General features: G+C 72.4%; 25 protein-coding genes. 10 read left to right on the top strand and 15 right to left on the bottom strand.

Annotated elements, in window-relative coordinates:
- The first annotated feature begins 16 nt into the window (after window positions 1-16).
- Window positions 17-748 (top strand): ABC transporter permease, encoded by a 732-nt coding sequence (locus tag ACZ61C_RS44155; RefSeq protein ID WP_465313944.1) that lies wholly within the window; start codon window positions 17-19, stop codon window positions 746-748.
- The gene (locus tag ACZ61C_RS44150; protein WP_465313943.1) at window positions 745-1536 is read left to right on the top strand and encodes an ABC transporter permease; all 792 of its coding nucleotides are present in this window, start codon (window positions 745-747) and stop codon (window positions 1534-1536) included. Before ACZ61C_RS44155 ends, ACZ61C_RS44150 begins: the two co-directional genes overlap by 4 nt.
- A gap of 62 nt (window positions 1537-1598) precedes the next feature.
- On the opposite strand, the gene ACZ61C_RS44145 is transcribed toward ACZ61C_RS44150, so the two are convergent.
- Window positions 1599-2486, bottom strand: a complete 888-nt coding sequence (locus ACZ61C_RS44145) for a LysR family transcriptional regulator ArgP (protein ID WP_465313942.1) — start codon at window positions 2484-2486, stop codon at window positions 1599-1601.
- Between the two features lie 66 nt (window positions 2487-2552).
- On the opposite strand from ACZ61C_RS44145, the gene ACZ61C_RS44140 reads away from it, so the two are divergent.
- Complete coding sequence (locus ACZ61C_RS44140) at window positions 2553-3155, top strand: LysE/ArgO family amino acid transporter (RefSeq protein WP_465313941.1); 603 nt, start codon at window positions 2553-2555, stop codon at window positions 3153-3155.
- Between the two features lies 1 nt (window position 3156).
- On the opposite strand, the gene ACZ61C_RS44135 is transcribed toward ACZ61C_RS44140, so the two are convergent.
- From ACZ61C_RS44135 to ACZ61C_RS44105, 7 genes are all read right to left on the bottom strand, one after another.
- A complete protein-coding gene (locus ACZ61C_RS44135; protein WP_465313940.1) occupies window positions 3157-3645 on the bottom strand; it encodes a methylated-DNA--[protein]-cysteine S-methyltransferase in 489 nt (162 codons plus the stop codon).
- Window positions 3645-4022: a hypothetical protein gene (locus ACZ61C_RS44130; protein WP_465313939.1), complete on the bottom strand. Its 378-nt coding sequence runs from the start codon at window positions 4020-4022 to the stop codon at window positions 3645-3647. Before ACZ61C_RS44130 ends, ACZ61C_RS44135 begins: the two co-directional genes overlap by 1 nt.
- Window positions 4019-4732, bottom strand: a complete 714-nt coding sequence (locus ACZ61C_RS44125) for a 2OG-Fe(II) oxygenase (RefSeq protein ID WP_465313938.1) — start codon at window positions 4730-4732, stop codon at window positions 4019-4021. Before ACZ61C_RS44125 ends, ACZ61C_RS44130 begins: the two co-directional genes overlap by 4 nt.
- 606 nt (window positions 4733-5338) lie before the next feature.
- Window positions 5339-5932, bottom strand: coding sequence for a methylated-DNA--[protein]-cysteine S-methyltransferase (locus ACZ61C_RS44120; protein WP_465313937.1), 594 nt, complete (start codon window positions 5930-5932; stop codon window positions 5339-5341).
- The gene (locus ACZ61C_RS44115) at window positions 5929-6411 is read right to left on the bottom strand and encodes an RNA polymerase sigma factor (RefSeq protein ID WP_465313936.1); all 483 of its coding nucleotides are present in this window, start codon (window positions 6409-6411) and stop codon (window positions 5929-5931) included. The genes ACZ61C_RS44120 and ACZ61C_RS44115 overlap by 4 nt, the downstream gene beginning before the upstream one ends.
- A gap of 13 nt (window positions 6412-6424) precedes the next feature.
- Entirely contained in the window at window positions 6425-7222 is a 798-nt protein-coding gene (locus ACZ61C_RS44110; protein WP_465313935.1) for a putative protein N(5)-glutamine methyltransferase, read from the bottom strand.
- Window positions 7223-7234: 12 nt separating this feature from the next.
- Entirely contained in the window at window positions 7235-7729 is a 495-nt protein-coding gene (locus ACZ61C_RS44105; RefSeq protein WP_465313934.1) for a L,D-transpeptidase, read from the bottom strand.
- 140 nt (window positions 7730-7869) lie between these two features.
- On the opposite strand from ACZ61C_RS44105, the gene ACZ61C_RS44100 reads away from it, so the two are divergent.
- From ACZ61C_RS44100 to ACZ61C_RS44085, 4 genes are read left to right on the top strand one after another with little or no spacing between them, the layout of a single operon-like run.
- On the top strand, window positions 7870-8592 hold the full coding sequence (locus ACZ61C_RS44100; protein ID WP_465313933.1) for a transglycosylase SLT domain-containing protein: 723 nt from the start codon (window positions 7870-7872) through the stop codon (window positions 8590-8592).
- Between the two features lies 1 nt (window position 8593).
- Window positions 8594-9625, top strand: a complete 1032-nt coding sequence (locus ACZ61C_RS44095; protein ID WP_465313932.1) for a CHAP domain-containing protein — start codon at window positions 8594-8596, stop codon at window positions 9623-9625.
- Window positions 9622-9888: a YbaB/EbfC family DNA-binding protein gene (locus ACZ61C_RS44090; protein WP_465313931.1), complete on the top strand. Its 267-nt coding sequence runs from the start codon at window positions 9622-9624 to the stop codon at window positions 9886-9888. The genes ACZ61C_RS44095 and ACZ61C_RS44090 overlap by 4 nt, the downstream gene beginning before the upstream one ends.
- A complete protein-coding gene (locus ACZ61C_RS44085; RefSeq protein ID WP_465313930.1) occupies window positions 9885-10388 on the top strand; it encodes a hypothetical protein in 504 nt (167 codons plus the stop codon). The genes ACZ61C_RS44090 and ACZ61C_RS44085 overlap by 4 nt, the downstream gene beginning before the upstream one ends.
- A gap of 9 nt (window positions 10389-10397) precedes the next feature.
- Here ACZ61C_RS44085 and ACZ61C_RS44080 read toward each other — a convergent pair whose 3' ends face one another.
- The gene (locus ACZ61C_RS44080; protein ID WP_465313929.1) at window positions 10398-11171 is read right to left on the bottom strand and encodes an ESX secretion-associated protein EspG; all 774 of its coding nucleotides are present in this window, start codon (window positions 11169-11171) and stop codon (window positions 10398-10400) included.
- A 48-nt stretch (window positions 11172-11219) separates the two neighbouring features.
- Between ACZ61C_RS44080 and ACZ61C_RS44075 the strand changes: the two genes are divergently transcribed.
- A complete protein-coding gene (locus ACZ61C_RS44075) occupies window positions 11220-12008 on the top strand; it encodes a helix-turn-helix transcriptional regulator (RefSeq protein WP_465313928.1) in 789 nt (262 codons plus the stop codon).
- Here the strand turns inward: ACZ61C_RS44075 and ACZ61C_RS44070 are convergent.
- Genes ACZ61C_RS44070 through ACZ61C_RS44050 form a run of 5 tightly spaced genes read right to left on the bottom strand, consistent with a single transcriptional unit; the run spans window position 11920 to window position 15123 of the window.
- Entirely contained in the window at window positions 11920-12522 is a 603-nt protein-coding gene (locus ACZ61C_RS44070) for a hypothetical protein (RefSeq protein WP_465313927.1), read from the bottom strand. The genes ACZ61C_RS44075 and ACZ61C_RS44070 overlap by 89 nt on opposite strands.
- Window positions 12519-13211, bottom strand: a complete 693-nt coding sequence (locus tag ACZ61C_RS44065) for a hypothetical protein (protein WP_465313926.1) — start codon at window positions 13209-13211, stop codon at window positions 12519-12521. Before ACZ61C_RS44065 ends, ACZ61C_RS44070 begins: the two co-directional genes overlap by 4 nt.
- Window positions 13204-13491, bottom strand: coding sequence for a hypothetical protein (locus ACZ61C_RS44060; protein WP_465313925.1), 288 nt, complete (start codon window positions 13489-13491; stop codon window positions 13204-13206). Before ACZ61C_RS44060 ends, ACZ61C_RS44065 begins: the two co-directional genes overlap by 8 nt.
- Window positions 13488-14654 (bottom strand): PPE domain-containing protein, encoded by a 1167-nt coding sequence (locus tag ACZ61C_RS44055; protein ID WP_465313924.1) that lies wholly within the window; start codon window positions 14652-14654, stop codon window positions 13488-13490. Before ACZ61C_RS44055 ends, ACZ61C_RS44060 begins: the two co-directional genes overlap by 4 nt.
- Window positions 14647-15123, bottom strand: a complete 477-nt coding sequence (locus tag ACZ61C_RS44050; protein WP_465313923.1) for a hypothetical protein — start codon at window positions 15121-15123, stop codon at window positions 14647-14649. Before ACZ61C_RS44050 ends, ACZ61C_RS44055 begins: the two co-directional genes overlap by 8 nt.
- 125 nt (window positions 15124-15248) lie before the next feature.
- Here ACZ61C_RS44050 and ACZ61C_RS44045 point away from each other — a divergent pair, with 125 nt between their 5' ends.
- A complete protein-coding gene (locus ACZ61C_RS44045; RefSeq protein ID WP_465313922.1) occupies window positions 15249-15806 on the top strand; it encodes a copper resistance CopC family protein in 558 nt (185 codons plus the stop codon).
- A 1-nt stretch (window position 15807) separates the two neighbouring features.
- Here the strand turns inward: ACZ61C_RS44045 and ACZ61C_RS44040 are convergent, their stop codons facing one another.
- On the bottom strand, window positions 15808-17184 hold the full coding sequence (locus ACZ61C_RS44040) for an APC family permease (protein ID WP_465313921.1): 1377 nt from the start codon (window positions 17182-17184) through the stop codon (window positions 15808-15810).
- A gap of 172 nt (window positions 17185-17356) precedes the next feature.
- Between ACZ61C_RS44040 and ACZ61C_RS44035 the strand changes: the two genes are divergently transcribed.
- Entirely contained in the window at window positions 17357-17851 is a 495-nt protein-coding gene (locus ACZ61C_RS44035) for an Lrp/AsnC family transcriptional regulator (RefSeq protein ID WP_465313920.1), read from the top strand.
- Window positions 17852-17958: the final 107 nt, after the last annotated feature.

Raw genomic sequence — 17958 nt, 5'->3', positions numbered from 1 at the left:
CCGCCGTCTCGCCGGGGTGGCTGTGCTCCTCCTCGCGTGGGAGGGGTTCAGCCGCTCCGGCGTGATCGCGCGGGAGTACTTCCCGCCGCCGTCCGAAGTCGTCGTCGCGCTGGTCCGGATGCTCGGCGAGCGCGAGTTCCAGCTCGACCTGGTCGCGACGCTCCTCGCGTGGCTGATCGCGCTGGGCGTCGCGGTGCTGGTCGCGGTCCCCGGCGGCCTGCTGCTCGGCAGCATTCCGGTGGTGCGCACGGCGGCGGGCGCGGTGATCGAGTTCCTGCGCCCGATCCCGGCGATCATGTGGTGGCCGCTGTTTTACATCATCCTCGCGGACGGACCGGGAACGAAGATCACGCTCGCGGCGTACGCGGCGATATGGCCGATCGTGTTCAACATCGTCTACGCGCTCGGCGAGGTCGAGCAAGGCTACATCGAAACGGCGCGAACCTTCGGCCTCGGCCGGCTGTCGGTGCTCCTGTGGGTCAAGCTGCCTGACGTGGTGCCGTTCGCGATCACGAGCCTGCGCATCGCGTCGACGTTCGCGTTGCTGGTGGTGGTTTCGACAGAGCTGGTGTTCGGTGGCGACCGTGGTATCGGGGTCTACCTCATCCGGTACGGAGAGGAGAGCGGCCACTTGGACGTCGTGCTGGCGGGGGCGGTGCTCGCCGGACTCGTCGGATACCTGAGCAACAGCGCGTTCGCTGCGCTGCAACGGAAGTTCGTCGTGTGGGCGCCGGGGGAGCCGCGATGAGGGGTGTCCTCCAGCGGTGGGCGGTGTTCGTCATCGGTGTGGTCGTGTGGCAGGCCCTGACCGCGTACTTCGACGACGCGTACTTCCCGACCCCGGTCGAGATAGCCGGGAAGATGCACGAACTGTGGTTCGCCGGCCCGCCGAGCCACCTGTTCCTGACCAAGCCGGCGATCGAGAACATCATGCCCAGCCTGGGCCGCCTCCTGACCGGCTGGCTCATCGGCAGCGCGGCGGGCGTGGTTCTCGGTCTGGTGCTGGGCCGCTCCCGAGCGGGCCTCGACTACGCGGACGCGGTGATCAACTTCGGCCGAGCGCTCCCGGCGCCGGCGCTCCTGCCGGTGTTCCTCGTGCTGTTCAAGATCGGCACCCCGGTCCAGCTGGCCACGATAGTCTTCGGCGTGGTGTGGCCGGTGCTGCTGAACACAGTCCAGGGCGCGCAGTCGGTGGACCCGATCATGGTCGACACGGCCAGGGCGTTCGGAACCCGACGGCTACGGCTGCTGTTCGTGGTGATCCTCCCGGCGTCGCTCCCCAAGATCTTCTCGGGCATGCGGATCGCGCTCGGGCTGTCGCTGGTGCTGATGGTGATCTCGGAGCTGGTCGGCGCCACGAACGGGATCGGTTATCAGTTCCTGTTCGCCAGCCAGAGCTTCGATCTGTCGGCTGTGTGGGCTTGGATCGTGTTGGTGGGGGTTCTGGGGAACGTTCTGAACTGGCTGTTCCTGGTGGTCGAGAGACGAGCGCTGGGCCGCCATGTCGCAGCGAACTTGGTGGAGGTGCAGGCCTGACCGGCGTCGACATCGGCTTGATGTGGTCGCTCGGCCGGGCGGGGCGGCCGAGTTGCGGCTACTCAGCGGAGTGCGGTCTTCGCGCCTTGGGCTACTGCCTGTGCCACTGCTGCGAGGGCCGGGGAATCCAGCTTCCACTGCTGCCAGTGCAGGGGGACGTCCAAGGGACGGTCCGGCGCCAGGTCGACCAGGACGTCTCCGCGGGAGGCCGCCTGGATTTCTGGGACCATTCCCCAGCCCAGGCCGGCTGTTACCGCGTCGGTGAAGGACTCTGAGGCTGGGACGTAGTGGCGGACCAGGGTGAAGTTTCGGCGGCGGGTCAGGGCTCGGAGGAAGCGGTCCTGGAGGTCGTCCTTGCGGTCGAACACGATCACCGGTGCGGTGGGGAGGGCGGAGGGGAGCGGGGCTGAGGAGAGCCGGCGCTGGATGAAGGCTGGTGATGCCATTGCCCGGTAGCGCATGCGGCCGAGGCGGTGGGAGGTGCAGCCTTGGACTGGCTGGGGAGCCGCCGTTACTGCGGCCATCACCAGGCCTTCGCGCAGGAGCGCTGCTGTGTGGTCCTGGTCCTCGCGTTGCAAGTCGTAGCTGAGGGACAGGGACTCCGGGACTTGGGAGAGGGCCGGAAGGAACCATGTTGCCAAGGAGTCGGCGTTTACCGCGATGGTGAGCGTGCGGACGGCTGACGAGCCCAGGCCCAGCTCGGAGAGCGCGTCCTGTTCCAGCTGGGCCAGGGACCGCGCGTAGCGGACTACCACCTTGCCGGATTCGGTCAGGCGTACTGGCTTGGTCCGGAGCAGGAGGACCCGGCCGGTGCGCTGCTCCAGGGCCTTTACCCGCTGGCTGACCGCGGACGGCGTGACGTGCAGGACCGCCGCCGCCGCGTCGAAGCTTTGCTCGTCCACTACGGCCAGGAGCGTTCTGACCTGGTCCAGGGGGAGGTCCGACATCATGAGCGCTAATGTTACGTAAGAATCTTTAGCTGGAGTAACGCGGCCGGACGGTCATACCGTGGAGGCGTGCTCCCTCTGCTCGTCGCCGGGTTCGGAACCGGCCTCTCGCTCATCGTCGCCATCGGCTCTCAGAACGCCTTCCTGCTGCAGCAGGGTCTGCGTGGGGGAGCCGTGACGCCGCTCGTGGTGATCTGCGCCGTGTCCGATCTGGTGCTCATCGGGCTGGGGGTCAGTGGGATCGGGGCCGTCCTGGGCCGGTGGCCGACCGCCATCGGGGTCATCGCTGTCGGGGGTGGGCTGTTCCTCCTTGCCTATGGGGCCCTTGCCGCGCGGCGGGCGTTCCGGCCTTCGGTGATGACCGTGGGTGAGGAACGGACGCCGCTGCGGAAGGCGGTGCTTGCCTGTGTTGCCTTTACCTGGCTCAACCCGCACGTCTACCTCGACACCGTGCTGCTGCTCGGCTCGATCGCCGTTGCTCACGGCGATGGGCGGTGGGTCTTCGGTGTCGGGGCCGGCATTGCCAGTGCCGTGTGGTTCAGTGCGCTGGGCTTCGGCGCGAAGCGGTTGGCCGGCGTGTTTGCCAAGCCGGTGGCGTGGCGTGTGCTGGACGTCCTCATCGCCGTGACCATGACCGGCCTCGGTGCGACGATGCTGCTGAGCCACGTCTAGCTCACCAGAGCTGGCCGCGCTCCGACGCCGGTGGGCGTTCCAGTTCCAGGAGGAACTCCTTGCGCTTCAGGCCGCCTGCGTAGCCGGTCAGCTTGCCGTTCTTGCCGACGACGCGGTGGCAAGCCACGAGGATGCTCAGCGGGTTGCGGCCCACCGCCGCGCCGACTTCGTGCGGCAGACCGCCTACGGCTTGCGCGAGTTCGCCGTACGTGGCGGTGTGGCCGTAGGGGATCTTCGCGATCTCGGCCCACACCGCGCGGTCGAAGGCGGGGCCGTCGGCGCGCGTCGGGATGTCGAACTCGGTGCGCTGGCCGGCGAAGTACTCCTTCAGCTGGTGGACCGCTTCCGGGAAGGCCGTGTCGTCCTGCTCGCCGAACGTCGACCGGTCGGGGCGCGTCCAGTGGTGCGGGAAGTACAGGCCGGTGACGACCTCGCCGTCTCCGACGAGGGTCAGGGGGCCGATCGGTGAGTCGACGATCTTGTGTTTCATCAGTCCTCCCAAGTGCTGCCGTCGGCCCGTGCGCCGCGTACGCCGGGCATGCGAAAATCTGCCAAGGTTGCGGTGACGACCGTCCGATGTGGACTCCAGGACGTCGACATCCGCAACCGTTGTGCCATCCCGGCCCAGCCGGCCGGTGTTGCGCCGACCACCCAAATGTCCGGTTCCGGTGCTGCGAAGCGGCGGGCTTGGCGCAGCCAGGAAGCCGCCGTCTCCGGCCACGTCACTGTGGCCAGGACCAGGCCGCCCCAGGCCGTGGCGATGCGTGCCCCGTCGGCCCGCGACACTGGATCGGCCGCGGTGCCCAGGACGATGTGCCGGGCCCGGCCGATGAGGCGGACCATCGCCTCGAGCTCCGCGTCGGTCATGTCGCGTCGTGGAAGACGAGGCCGAGCGTGTGCCGTCGGCCTGAGCGGACTGCCGAGATGCCGTGGCGGACCGGGGACGCCGACCAGCCTCGGGCTGAGCGAACTGGGCGGTCGCGGGTGGTGAACACGAGGCCGTGTCCCTGGGGGATGAGTGTCGCGGTGCCGCGTGACTGAGCGCGTGGTCGTTGCTCGACCAGCAGGAACTCGCCTCCGGTGTGGTCGGTGCCCGGGTTGTTGAGGTTGATCACGACCTGGAGCGGGAACACCTTGTCGCCGTACAGGTCGCGGTGCAGTGCGTTCCAGCCGCCCGTTTCGTAGCGCAGCAGGATCGGTGTCGGCCGCCGCTGGCCGGCGGCGTGGCAGATGTCCAGCCATTCGTCCAAGGTGGACGGCCATTCCGCGTCGCGACCGAGGCGGGCGTGCCAATCCTGGGCGATCGGCAGCAGCCGGGGGTAGAGCGCCTGGCGGAGGCGCTGCACCGGCTCCGGGAACGGTGCGGCGAAGTAGTGGTAGTCGCCGTTGTCGCCGAAGCGGTGGCGCCGCAGGTTCACGGTGGCGCGGAAGTGCTCCGGCTCGTCCCACATCGCGACGAGCTCGGCGCACTCGGCCGGGGTCAGGAGCTGCGGCAGCAACGCGCAGCCGTAGTCGTCGACTTCGGCGGCCACGGCGTTCCAGTCGGCCGCCGCGACCCGCTTCTCGAATGTGCTCATACCTGGTAGACGCGCCGGGTGGGGAAAACGTGAGATCGGCGGGGAGGGCGATTTGGTTCTGGTGTGGACGCGGGTGAGAACGGGGGAGTGGCGGCTCGGCAGGGCGAGGCAGCCGGGGCGCGAGGGGGCCAGTGCCGGGCGTTGCTGGTGGATGGACGAGCGGTCCCGGTGCCAGGTGGGGCGGCTGGGCGAGTGGTCCGGTGCCGGTGGGCAAGGCGGGCGGACCTGCTGTCCTGGCCAGGCGGCTGTTGTAGCGGCGGCCGCGAGGATGAGTGCTGCGGAGGGTGGTGGTGCGGAGGGGGGCTGTTGGGGCGACGATGAGTGCGCTGCGGAGGGGCGGTGGTGAGGACGAGTGTGCTGTGGGCGCGGGGATGTGCGCGCTGCGGACGGCGGCGCCGAGGAGAGAGTGTGCTGTGGGGGTGAGGATGTGCGCGCTGCGGAGGGTGGTGCGTCGCTGGGGCCGGCGGGGCGTACTGGGCCCCGGCGACGCCCAGTCAGCCGCCGCTCCCCGCCGGAGGGGAAGAGAGACGGGACGGCTGCTCCACCTTCGACCCCGCTGACTCGGGCCGAAGGTGGAGTAGCCGAAGACCGGCGCCTAGCAGCGGCTCAGGCCGCCTCCAAGGTCAACAGCACTCGCTTGGCCTCTTCACCACCTGCGTACTGGCCGTACGAACCGTCGGAACGGACCACTCGGTGGCAGGGCACCACCACTGGCAATGGGTTGAGCGCGCACGCCGTGCCCACGGCGCGGACCGCCTTGGGGCTGCCTGCCGCCGCTGCTACCTGGGCGTAGCTCTCCGTGTGGCCGTACGCGATCTCCGGGAGGTGCTCCAGGACCGAGAGGCGGAACCCTCGGGCCAGGCGGAAGTCGAGCGGGACGTCGAACGACTGGCGGCCGCCCGTGAAGTACTCGTCCAGCTGTCTGGTCACCGTGTCGAGGCGGGCTGGGGCTCGGAGGATGCGGGGGCTGATGCTCTCGGCCAGCGCCGCCAGCACCGCCTCGTGGTCCTGGCGGTCGAAGGCCACCTTGACCAGGCCGCGCTCGGTTGCGGCCAGCAGCAGGGGGCCGACCGGGCTGTCCAGGGTGCGGTAGGCGAGGTCGAGCAGGCCTTCGCGCTCGGCGGCCGCGGTCAGGCGCTCGTGCATGCGGTTCGGGTTGAGCTCGTACTCCACCGGAAGCGAGGCGAAGATGTCGGTCATGAGTGCGCTCCTTCCAAGTTCACGGGATAGGTGGCCCGCAGGGCCTTGACGCCGTCGGCGGCCGCGCGGCGGGCGGCCTCCGTGGTGCCGCCGAGGATCTCGGCGATTTCGCGGTACGGCAGCCCGCCCAGGTAGTGGTAGGCGACGGCGGCGCGCTGCTTGTCCGGCAGCCGGGCCAGCGCCGCCCACAGGTCGCCGTCCCACGTCGGCTCGCGGCCCGGGCGGTCCGGGACCTCGCCGACCGGGACCGGGGCGCGCGCGTGCGCCCGCGTGACGTCGATGGCCTTGCGGTGCGCGATCGTGACGAGCCACGCCTGGACGTTCGCGTCGGCGGGCAGCTCGGGGTACGCCTTCAGCGCCGACAAGAAGGTCTCCGACCAGGCGTCTTCGGCGTCTGCGGGGCCCAGCACGGCCCGGCAGACCCGGAAGACCATCGGTCCGTGCTCGGCCACGATCTGCTCGAACGGTTTCACGATCACACCTGGTAGACGCTCACGGCGCCGAAACGTGAGATCTCGGCTGGGTGATGCGGGACCCGGTGACCACGGTGGCGCCCAGCTCCTCGGACTCGTGCACCCGCGGCGCCAGGCCGGCCTCGGCGAAGAGCGCCGCCAGCACCGGCGCCTGCCGCTCACTCGCCTCGACCAGCACGGTCCCGCCGGGAGCCAGCCAGTCCGGCGCCCCGGTGGCGACGCGGCGGGCGAGGTCGAGGCCGTCCGCGCCGCCGTCCAGCGCGACGCGGGGTTCGTGCAGCCGGGCCTCGGGCGGCATCGTCGCGACGGCCTCCGACGGGACATACGGGACGTTCGCCAGCAGCACGTCGACCCGGCCGCGCAGCGACGACGGCAGCGCGTCGTAGAGATCGCCCTGGTGGACGTGGAAATCCGGAAGGTTCACGCGGGCGCACTCGACGGCCGCGCGCTCGACGTCGGCGGCGTGCAGCTCAAGCGGCCGCAGCACCGCGGCGAACGCAGCGCCGAGCGCGCCCGAACCGCAGCACAGGTCCAGCACGACGGGGTCGGGCGGGGCGAGCGACACGGCGACGTCGACGAGGAACTCCGTCCGGTGCCGCGGCACGAACACGCCGGGCCGCACGGTGATCCGCAAGCCGTGGAACTCCGCCCAGCCGAGCAGCTGCTCCAGCGGCAGGCCGGCGACGCGGCGCTCGACCAGCGACTCGAGCTCGGCGGAGGACGCGGCCGCGGTGACGAGGAGCTCGGCCTCGTCCTCGGCGAACACACAACCGGCGGCACGCAGCCGCGCGACGACGTCGGAAAGGGAAGTGGTCAAGGTCCGCTGAGTTTATACGACCTGCACCGCGTCGCCGACGTTCAACCCGTCGAAGAACGCGGCCGCGTCGGCGTCGTCCAGGTGGACACAACCGTGCGACGGCGCGTCCAGCGGACCCTCGTGGAAGGCGATGCCGCCGGCCGCGAAGAACACCGAGTAGGGCATGTTCGTGCCGTAGATGCTGCTGGTGTGCTCGCGGTCCTTCCACGCGACGCGGAACGACCCCGCGGGGGTCGCCTGGTCGGGCGGCCCGAACCCGGCGGGGACCGGGCCGCGCACGACCTGGCCGTCCCGCAGCAGCCAGGCGAGCCGCTGGGTCAGGCTCACGCACGCGCCGGTGGTGACGGCGCAGGGTGGCACGGGTGGGGGAGCCGTCGTGGTCGGCGTGGTCGTCTTCGTCAGTGGCGCCGGCTCGGCGATCGGGCTCGGCGTGGTCGTCCGCGGCGGCGAACACGCCGCCGTGACCAGCATCAACCCCAGCAGGGTCGCTACCCCGGTGCTGCGCATCCGTCTTTCCCCTCGTCGCGGGTCCTCCCGGGATCAGTACGGCTGACCGGCCCCGAAGGTTGAGCCGCGTGTGCAGCGGGGTTGTCCCTGCGTGCAGCGCGGCTACCGCGGCGGGTACCCGGACGGTCAAGGTCGAACCCATGACCAAGCTGAGCGCCGAGCAGATCGCCCGGCACGCCTACGACGCCGGGTTCCGCGGCCAGGGCCTGACCACGGCGGTCGCGGTCGCGCTGGCCGAGTCCGGCGGCCGGACGACCGCGCACAACGCCACGCCGCCGGACAACTCCTACGGCCTGTGGCAGATCAACATGCTGGGTGCGCTCGGCCCGGACCGGCGCCACCAGTACCACCTCAAGTCGAACGACGCGCTGTTCAACGCGGACACGAACGCCCGGGTCGCGAAGGACATCTCGAGTGACGGCCACGACTTCACGCCCTGGTCGACGTACACGAACGGCGCCTACAAGGACCACCTCACCGCCGCGCGCAAGGCCGCCCAGGACGTCACGAAGCACCACGGCGAGCCCCACGCGCAGTCCGGCGCATCCCATGGCAAGCCGCTGCGCGTCGACGACACCGTCCTGCACTCCTACGTGAAGCGGACCCGGCACGTCGCCGACACGCTGGGCGCCACGACCGGGCAGCTGCGCGACGTGCGGGAGATCGGCCACGAGAGCTTCGGCAAGATCGGCAAGGAGTCCGGGTTCGCCGACGCGCTCGCCGGCTTCGGCCTGGCGCTGCAGAAGCAGGTCAAGGGCGTCGGCGCGCACGCCGACGGGCTCGCTTCGGCCGCGCAGAAGGCCGCGAAGTCCTATCGCGACCACGAGACGGCGACCGCCGCCGCGCTGAACGGACGGAACTGACATGGACACCGCCGCGCTCGCGCGCTCCTTCGCGAAGGACCTCATCGCGCACCGCAACAAGCTCGCCGGGAAGGCCGAGGACGCCGTCCGCGCCGAGTTCGCCCTGCACCAGGTGGCGGGCGCGCTGGACGCCCAGCACGACGCCTACCACAAGGAAAGCGCCACGGTGCTCGGCCAGTGGCACGGCCACGGCGCCGACGGCTTCGAACACACCAGCGCCAAGCTCACGAAGGAGCTGAAGGTCACCGGTGCCGCCGGGGCCGCGGCGGAGAAGCTCGTCGCGCACGTGGCGTCCACTGTGGACAGCGGGCACACGGCGGTGCAGCGGCTGGTCGACGAGTACACCGCCAAGGCGAAGCAGATCCTCGACGCCGGCGCGACGACCGGGACGCAGGCCGCGCTCATGCGGGCCGTCGGCCACGCCGCGGACCTCGCGCCGCAGTACACGCGCCAGTCCGCGTCGACACTGCGGCACGTCGACGCCGAGCTCAAGGCGGCGGCGAAGAAGCTGAACGAGCTCCGGAAGGACCTGACCCACGACGGCGTCGCTGACAAGACGGCGCCCGCGCACGCGACTCATCCCGGCAAGTCGACCCATTCCAGCAAGGCGTCCGGGCGTGGGAAGGACGTCGTCCACGCCGCGCGCACGCAGCTGGGCGTCCGCGAGAACCCGCCGGGCAGCAACCGGAACCCGTACGGCCCGACCGCCGCGTGGTGCTCGTCGTTCGCCACCGCGATGTGGCGCAAGGCCGGGGTGAAGATCCCGATCCTGCCGTTCAGCGGGGACGTCTACCACTGGGGCCAGGAGAACGGGCACGCATACGGCAAGAACTCGCTGCACCAGGCGCGCCCGGGTGACGTGCTGATCTTCGGCACCGGGCCGCAGAACACGTCGACGAGCACGCACATCGGCATCGTCGAGAAGGTCGAGGGGAACCAGGTCACGATGATCGAGGGCAACTCCGGGGACGCCGTCCGCCGGAACACGCACACGCTCTCGGCGTCGACGTTCTACGGAGGGGTCCACCCGTGATCACCGGAAAAGCCGCCGACCGGACGGTCGCCGTGGAGGTCGCGCCCGGTGGGGCGCTGCGGGAGCTGACGCTGGAGGCGTCGGCGCTGCGGCTGGAGCCGGACGAGCTCGCCCGCCGCATCCTGCTGCTGACGGCGGCCGCGTCGGCTCGCGCCACCGCGTCGCTGTGGCACACCGTCGACGACGGGCTCGAAGGCCTCGGCCTGCCCGCGCCGGGAGAAGCCGCGGAAGAGACGACGCCGGAAAGCTGGCGGGCGCAATGAACGGCGAGCGGACGGCGGTGGAGCTGGCCGACGACGCCTTCGCGGCGCCGGACCCGGGGTACGGGGCGCGGCTGGCGGCGATTCGCGCGAGTGCGGCCGGGGACGGCGTTTCGGTGCTGGTCGATCTGCACGGCGCGCTGGTCGACCTGCGGTTCGACCGGTGGGCGCTGAACCGGGCGCCCGGGGAGCTGGCCGGGGTGATCCGGCGGCTGGCGGAGCAGGCGGCGGGTGATGCGCTGCGGCAGGGGCGGGAGCTGCTCGGCGACTTGCTGCCGGAAGAGGAGTCCGGCGGGATGGCGGGGCCTGCGATCCGGCCGCGCGAGCAGGACGAGCCCGACCCGGCTCAAGCCTCGGGAACCGAGATTCGGCCGCGCGAGCAGGACCAGCCCGGTCCGGCTCAAGCCTCGGGACCGGAGATCCGGCCCCGACGACAGTCCGGGCCCACGATCCGGTCACGCGAGCCCGACGACTCCTTCACCCCCGTGACCTGGGCGACCTGACCGGTCCGCTCACCGCACGTCGTCGACCAGACGGCCGATCCGGTCGGCCAACCACGCGCCGTCGGCGGGGGTGAGCGTCACCCACGGCTCGCCGCCGACGTCCTCCGGGGTCACCGCGTACCGCCCCGCCGCCGTGTCGAACCAGGCCACGACCGGGGTGCGGCCCGCCGGGCCCGTCGCGGCGAGCTGGCCCGCCGCGTAGCGCTCGGCCGTGACCAGCGTGGCGAGCGGCCGCACGGCCCGGCCGGTGATCCCGGCCGCGCCCAAGGCCCGCTCGAACGCGTCGTAACCGCTGCGCGCGTACGCCTCCGTCGCCGCCGAGTAGGCCGCGCGGGGGAGGCGGAGCTGGTCGCCGGGGCCCGGGGGCTGGTCGCCGAGCATGCGGGTGACCGCCGGGACCAGGTCGGCCGGGCGCAACGGCTCCAGCACCAGGTCGCGTTCGTCCAGCACGGCCAGCACCCCGGCCGTGTCCCGCACCGCGGCGAGCAGCCGCCACGGCGCCTCGCCGAGCACCAGCGCGTCGACACTCAGCGCCGGTGACGCCAGCAGCCCGAACAGGTCCGCCAGCCCCGGGTCGACGTCGTCACCATCGGTCAGCCCGGCTTCGGACAGCCCCGCGAACACACGGACGCCCAGGTCGTCGCGCTCGGCGTGGGTGGCGCCGTGCGCCGGGACGTCGAACGGGTGCGGTGGCGGCCCGCCCGGTCCCAGGTCCTCCCAGAGGAGATCGAATTCCAGATGCGACAGGATCACTCCCGCCGTCGTCGCGGTGCGGCGCGCCATGGTCCCCCTTCCCGTGGTGGGCGGCCGCCGTCGGGCACGATGGTGCCGATGGCCGAGCCGCACCCTGTGGAGGTACCCGCGAGCGGGTACCTCGTCGTCCGCGCTTCGGGCGCGGCGGCGGCGCGCGCGGCGATCCTCGGCGGCGCCACCGGTGCTCCGGAGGCCATCCAGCTGCTGCTGCGCTGCCCGGTGCCGCGCGCGGTCGCCGAGTTTGGCGCGAAGCTGACGTTCGCCGACGCGACCCTGCACCTGCAGCCGTCCGGCGTGGTGATGCTGACCGTCGCCGCGGCGAAGCTGTCGATCTCCTTCAGCGAGCTGCGGCCGCTGATGTTCCGGCCGGTGGAGGTCGACGCGCCGCTGCGGTCGCTGTTCGCCGGCGCCGTGGCGCACGTCCTCGCGGCCGGGTCGCGCCTCGACCCGCACGGCCTGGCCCACCACCTGCTCGGGCTGGCCGAACTGGTGCTGCGCAGCGCGTTGCGCGTCGAGCTCGACCGCGTCGACGCACTCGCGGCCCGAAGGCGCGAAGCACTCGAGTACATGCGCGCGCACCTGTCCGAGCAGTCCCTCACAGCGGACAGGATCGCCGAAGCCCTGTACATCTCACGAAGGCGGCTGTACCAGCTGTTCGACGACGGCCAAGGCGTCTCGGAACGGCTCAAGGGCCTCCGGATCGAACGGGCGAAGGTGCTCCTGGCCGACCCCGCGAAGGCCGGACGCGGGATCGCGGAGATCGCGCGGGACTGCGGGTTCACGAGCGCCCCGCACTTCTCGCGGACGTTCCGCGCGGCGACCGGCCGGACCCCACGGGAGTTCCGGGAGCGGGCGCTGCGGCCGTGAGGTCGACGCCGGCGACGAGCGTGCCCGCCAGCCCGGCCACCTCCAGCCAGCCCCGGCCGCCGGGGGAGTGCAGGGTGAACACCGCCGCGCGCGGGCGGTCCGGGTCGAGCACCACGGCCTGCAGCTGCGCGCCGGACAGGCCGATGCGCTCGACGATCGTCACCGGGTAACCGCGGCCGGTGCGGGCGCTGCTCACCTCGCGGATGCCCGGGCTCCGGTCGGCGACGAACCGGCCGAGGTCCGCCGCGGCGGCTTCGTCGAGCGGCCGGTCCGCGGCGATCATTCCGGCGATCAGCAGCGCCGGGTCCGCGTCACGGTGTTCGACCAGCGCGAGCAGGCCGGCGCGCTGCTCGTGGGCGATCTCCGCGGACTGGACGGCGGCCGCCTCGAGCCCGAGGTCGCGGGCGGCGTCGGGTCCGCGCAGGCGTGCCATCAGCGTGTGCAGCTCGGCCGTGGTGCGCTCGACCGAGTCCAGGCTCACCGGGGTGATCCCCGGGACGGCGGGCAGTTTCACCGGCCACCCAGCGCGGCGGCGAACGCGCCCACGGCGCCCGGCGGCGGGGTCACCGGCGCGACGGGTGTCCGTGCGACGGTCACCCCCAGCTCACGCCCGGCGGCCGCGAACGACTCCAGATGGATGGTGAGGGAAGGGAAGTCCGGTGCGCTCGGCAGCGGTCCGCCGTCACCGAGGGCCCGCAGCCGGGCGGCGACGCGGGCCGCTTCGGTGGCGTGGGCGCGTTCGAGGTCCCGCGCTTCGGCGAGGACACGCCCGAGGTCGTCGCGCCGGGCGGCGAGGCGGGTGCGGGCGGCGGTGAGCTCTCCTTGGCCGGCCGGGGAAAACTGGGCTTCCGTCTCGGCACGCTCGACGTCGTCTTCGGCGTCGACGACGGTTCGGCGCGCTGCCGCGGCCCGGCGGTCCAGCTCTTCGGCCTGGCGGCGGTGGGCGAGCAGCGTCCCGGCCCAGTCGCCGAGAACCGTTGCCGCCGTGCGCATCGCGTCCGGCACGGCGGACAGGCCCGCCGCGGCTCGGCGGGCGCGGTCGGCCAGCGCCTGGGCGGACCGGCCCGCCCATTCCGGGATCTCACCGGGAGACGGGGCTTCGCCGAGCCGGGCCGCCGCTTCGGCGCACCGGCGGGCCGCCTCGGCGACGGCGTCGGGACTGCCGGGCGCCGGGTCGAAGCCGAGGCCGCGGAACTCAGCCATCGGACCGGCCCAGGTCGCCGGCGGCTTCCGCGTCCGTGGTCCGGTAAGCCCTCGCCGCGGCCCGGACGCTCGCCGCCGCCATGCCGAAGTCCGTCTCCACGGCACGCATCCTGCCGGACCATTCGCCGGTCAGCGCGGTGAGCGCGGCCGACACCGGGCCCGGGTCGTCCAGGCCCGCGGCGTCGACCTCGGCCGCCGCGGCGCGGTGCTCCTCCGCCGCGTCCTCCAGCCGCCGGGCGAGGACGTCGAGCGCGGCGGGGTCGGCGTGGAACCCGCTCATTCGCCGAACACCGGCGGGTACGCGGGCGGGAGGTCGTCGAGCAGGTCGTACCCGTCGGCGTACTTGTCGCGGTGCTCGGTGTCGTCCTCGCGCCGGGCGCCCTGGCCCGGCGGGTACATCCCGTACCCGCCCGCCGAGCCGCGGCCGCCGTTCGCACCCGGGCCGAAGCCGGACACGCCGGCGCCCGGTCCGCGGCCCAGGCCCGTCCGGCCGCCTTCGCCGACGCCTCCGCCGGAAGCCGGACCGGCCGGGACCCCGGGGAAGCCCGGGCCGAAGCCCGACCCGTACCCCGCGCCGCTGGTCTGGCCGCCGGTCGTCACCCCCGGCCCGATCACCCCGTCGAGCCCGCCGGGCAGGCCAGCGGCGCCGGTGAGCGTGCCCGGAAGAGCGGCCGCGGACGACGTCGAGTCGTCCGGGACGCGGCCGGGGTCGTGGCCCGGTCCGGGGGAGCCGACGGGCGGCGCCACCGTCACCGGTGTGGGCACCCGCGGGGTGTCGGAGCCCGCGCTGACCTGCGGCGCGGTGTCGAACGCCGGGGGCAGCCGGTGGCGGACGTCGTGGCTCGCGCCCTCGTACTGCTCCATCACGCGCACGGCTTCGGCCTTGGCCTGGTCGGCCTGCTTCTTGGTGGGGAGCTTGTCGTCGAGCAGGTCGTCCAGCATGTACGCGCCTTCGGGCCCGTCGAGCCGCTTGACGGCGTACCCCTCCTGGAACCACCGCTCGGCCCAGTAGTGCACCGGCTCCGGCATCTTCCGCCGGGCTTCGCCGATCGCCGAGGTGTAGCTGTCGAGGCCGTCGCCGATGTGGCGGGCGTTCTCGCTCGCGGTGCTCGCCCAGCCGGTCAGCCGCTGCACCGAGTCCGCCGCCTGCGCCGCGGACGGGCCGCGCCACGACAGCAGCAGCTTCTGCACCAGCGCGTGGACGTCGCCGGTGGCCGTGTCGACGCCCTTGCCGAGCTCGGCCCACCGGTGGGCCTGCTCGCCCAACCGGGGTGGGTCGGCCGACTGGACCATGTCCCACAGCTCGCGGTGGTCGTAGCTCTCCCAGTTGATCCGCCCGAACGTGTCTTCACGGTCGTTCGCGGCCTTCTCCCGACGGACGCGCCGCGCCTTCGCCTTCTCGCGCTTCGTGGGCTCGTGGTGCGTGGAGTGGTACTCAGGCATCGCGCTCACCCGCCCGGAGGGACGCGGCGGCCTCCTCGTCGTTGCGGCGGTGCGTCGCGGCGACGGTGTCGAGCGCCTGCCGGAGCGCGGCGAGCTCGCCGAGGTACGACGTCAGCGCGGCCTGCACGCCACCGGCCTCGGCGCCCCCGCGGACGCCGAACGAGCGGCGCATCCAGTGGGAGACCGGCCCCTTGCCGTCGGCCAGCGGAGTGCCGAGGTCACGGGCGCTTTCGAGGTAGGCGGACAGCTCCTGGTGACGCTCGTCGAGGGCCTTCTTCGCCGCGTCGACCTCGGCGTAGTCCAGCTCCAGGACGTCGGAGCCGTCGGCGACCAGCGCGGCCGTGCCCCCGCCCTGCGGCTGCGCGACGCCCGAGGCGTGTTCCCGCGGGTCGTGCCCGTCCTGCTTCTCTCGCTGGTGTTCCGCTCGCAGCTGCCGCCGTGCATCGGCTTCGTTGCGCACTGTCGCCATTGAGGTCCTTCCCTCGCCACCCAGGCGTCCATCCTGGCCAATGGGCGGCGCGAAGAGAAGGGAGACCCACCCGGGTGCACGGGTGGACACGAAGACTGCACGGGCGGATAGGGCAGGATGTCCGGATGATCCCGCGTCGCACGTTCGGTGCCGTCCTCCCCGCCCTTATGGGGCTTGTCGTCCTCGCCGGACCGGCGTCGGCCCACACCGAGCTCGAGTCCAGTTCACCCGCGGAAGGCGCCTCGATCGCGACCGCGCCGACGCAGCTCCAGCTGACCTTCGGCGAGCCGGTGACGCTGCCGCCGGACCCGGTCAAGGTGACCGGGCGCGACGGCACCGCCTGGAAGGTCGGCACGCCGGCGGTCGCGGGCAAGGTCGTGACGGTGCCCGTGACGCCGGCCGGGCCCGCCCAGGCCTACACGCTGACCTGGCAGGTGATCGCCGAGGACGGCGACAACCTCACCGGCACCGTGCACTTCACCCTCACCGCCGCGGCCTCGAGCCCGGCGGCTCCGACGTCCGCCGTCGCCCAGACCCAGCCGACGGCGCCCAGCTCTCCGGCCCCGGCCGGGGTCGACTCCGTCGGCATCCCGAGCTGGATCTGGGTCCTGGTCGGCGTCGTCGGCCTGCTCGCGGTGATCATCATCGGCGTGCGCCAGCTGAGGGGCCGGCCGAAGGACTGACCTACTCCTCCGGCGGGACGGTCACGACCCACCGCTCGGGCCGCCGCCGCAGGTACCCCCACCAGTACAGCGCCGACACGACCAGCACCCCGGCCGTGATGCCCAGGTCGAGCGCGCTCTGCTCGACCAGGACGTACGCCAGCGCGGCGACGGCGACCGCCGGCACCACCGGCCAGGCCGGCATCCGCCAGACGTGGGGCTTGCGGTGCGCGGCCCGGCGCGCGCCGAGCGCGGCGGCCGCGACGCTGAGGTACAGCGCGACGACGGCGACCCCGGTGACACCGCTGAGCGTGTCCACCGGCACGAAGCAGAGGACGGCTTCGGACAGCCCGACCACGAGCGTGGCGACCCACGGCGCGCCGAACCGTTCGCTGACCACGCTCATCACGCGGTTCACCGGCGCCGGCCAGGCCTGGTCGCGGGCGGAGGCGTAGAGCACCCGCGAGTTCTGGATGACCATCACGATGACGGCGTTCACGATCGCCGCGGCGATGCAGAGGCTGATCGCGACGCCGACGGCGGAGCCGCTCCAGGTGGTGACCAGCGCGGTGAGGTCGACCCCGGCGAGCGCGGCGGCGTCCGGCACGGCGAGGGTGATGGCGACGACCGGCACGAGGATGACCAGCGCGCTGATGCCGAGCGTCCAGAACACCGTCCTGGCCACGGTCTTGCGCGGCTCGCGCATCTCTTCGGCCAGGTAGACGGCGGTGCTGAAGCCCTGCACGACGAACAACGCGACGGCGAGCCCGGCGACCACGGCGATCAGCCCGATCCCGCCGGCGCCGAGGCTCGGCTTCAGCAGCACGGCCGGGCTCTGCGTGGTGTGCGTGAAGCCCAGCAGGGACACGACGAAGATCGCGACGATCTCGATGACGAGGAAGATCCCGGTGATCCACGCGTTGGACCGCAGGTTCAGCAGGCCCATCACGGTCGAGGCGAGCATCACGAGCGCCCCGGCGACCGAGGGGTTGATATCCGCGACCGCGGCGACGTAGTCGGCGACGCCGATCGCGATGATCGGCGGCACGACGAGGATCACGATGAACGACAGCATGAACGTCAGCCAGCCGGCGAACCGGTTCGCCACGGTCGTCACCATCGCGTATTCACCGCCGGCGCTCGGCACCAGCGTGCCGAGCTCGGAGTAGCAGAAGGCGATCCCGACGCAGAGCAGCACCGCGAGCGTGATGGCGAGGGCGGTGCCGGTGCCGAGCTCGGCGAACAGCGGGGGCACGAGGACGAACAGCGACGACGCCGGGGTCACGCAGCTGAGCGTGAGGAGCGTGCCGCCGCCGACCCCGATGGAGCGGGTGAGCTTGCGGGCGGTCTTCGGCGTCGCGGCGGTGGTGGTGTCGGGCGGGGCGGGAGTGCGGGACACGGGGCGTTCCCTCCGGCCGGGGGCAAGGTGCGACGGATGGAACAGCACCGTTTCGGTGTTGTCAACGGCCCGAAGGCGACTAAATCCGTTGTCATTCCGGGGATGCGCTTTCGCATCCGGTGACCTTCCGTGACGAATGTGCCGCGTTTGCCTGGGGCTGCCCGTGTCGGGGATGATCCGGGGGGTGAGCAGCCAGGACACGCCCAACCGGCCCGCCCCGCCGGTGCTCGACGACATCTCGCGGCAGATCATCGCGCAGCTGCAGGAAGACGGCCGCCGCGCGTACGCGACGATCGGCAAGGCGGTCGGCCTGTCGGAGGCGGCGGTCCGGCAGCGGGTGCAGCGGCTGTCGGACTCCGGGGTCATCCAGATCGTCGCCGTCTCGGATCCCTTGCAGGTCGGGCTGTTCCGGCAGGCGATGATCGCCATCACCGTCGAGGGGCCGCTCGAGCCGGTCGGTGACGCACTGGCCGAAATGGACGAAATCGCGTACGTCATCCTCTGCGCCGGGCGCTACGACCTGCTGTGCGAGGCGGTCTGCGCGAACGACGAGGCGCTGCTCGAACTGATCTCGACGCGGATCCGCGCGCTGCCGGGGGTCCGGCACGCGGAGGCGATGGTCTACCTCAAGCTGCGGAAGCAGACCTATCAGTGGGGCACTCGCTGAGCGTCACGACTAAATCCGAAGCTCGTGGCGCGATATTGACCATGGATTAGTTGTCGATGTTCGTCCGGGCGACTGAATCACTTGCGTGACAGCGACGGCGCGTGCGA

It is taken from the genome of Amycolatopsis sp. NPDC104587 (assembly GCF_055583645.1).
The sequence above is the reverse complement of the archived record's forward strand: the minus strand, read 5'-3'. Positions and strand labels throughout refer to the sequence as shown.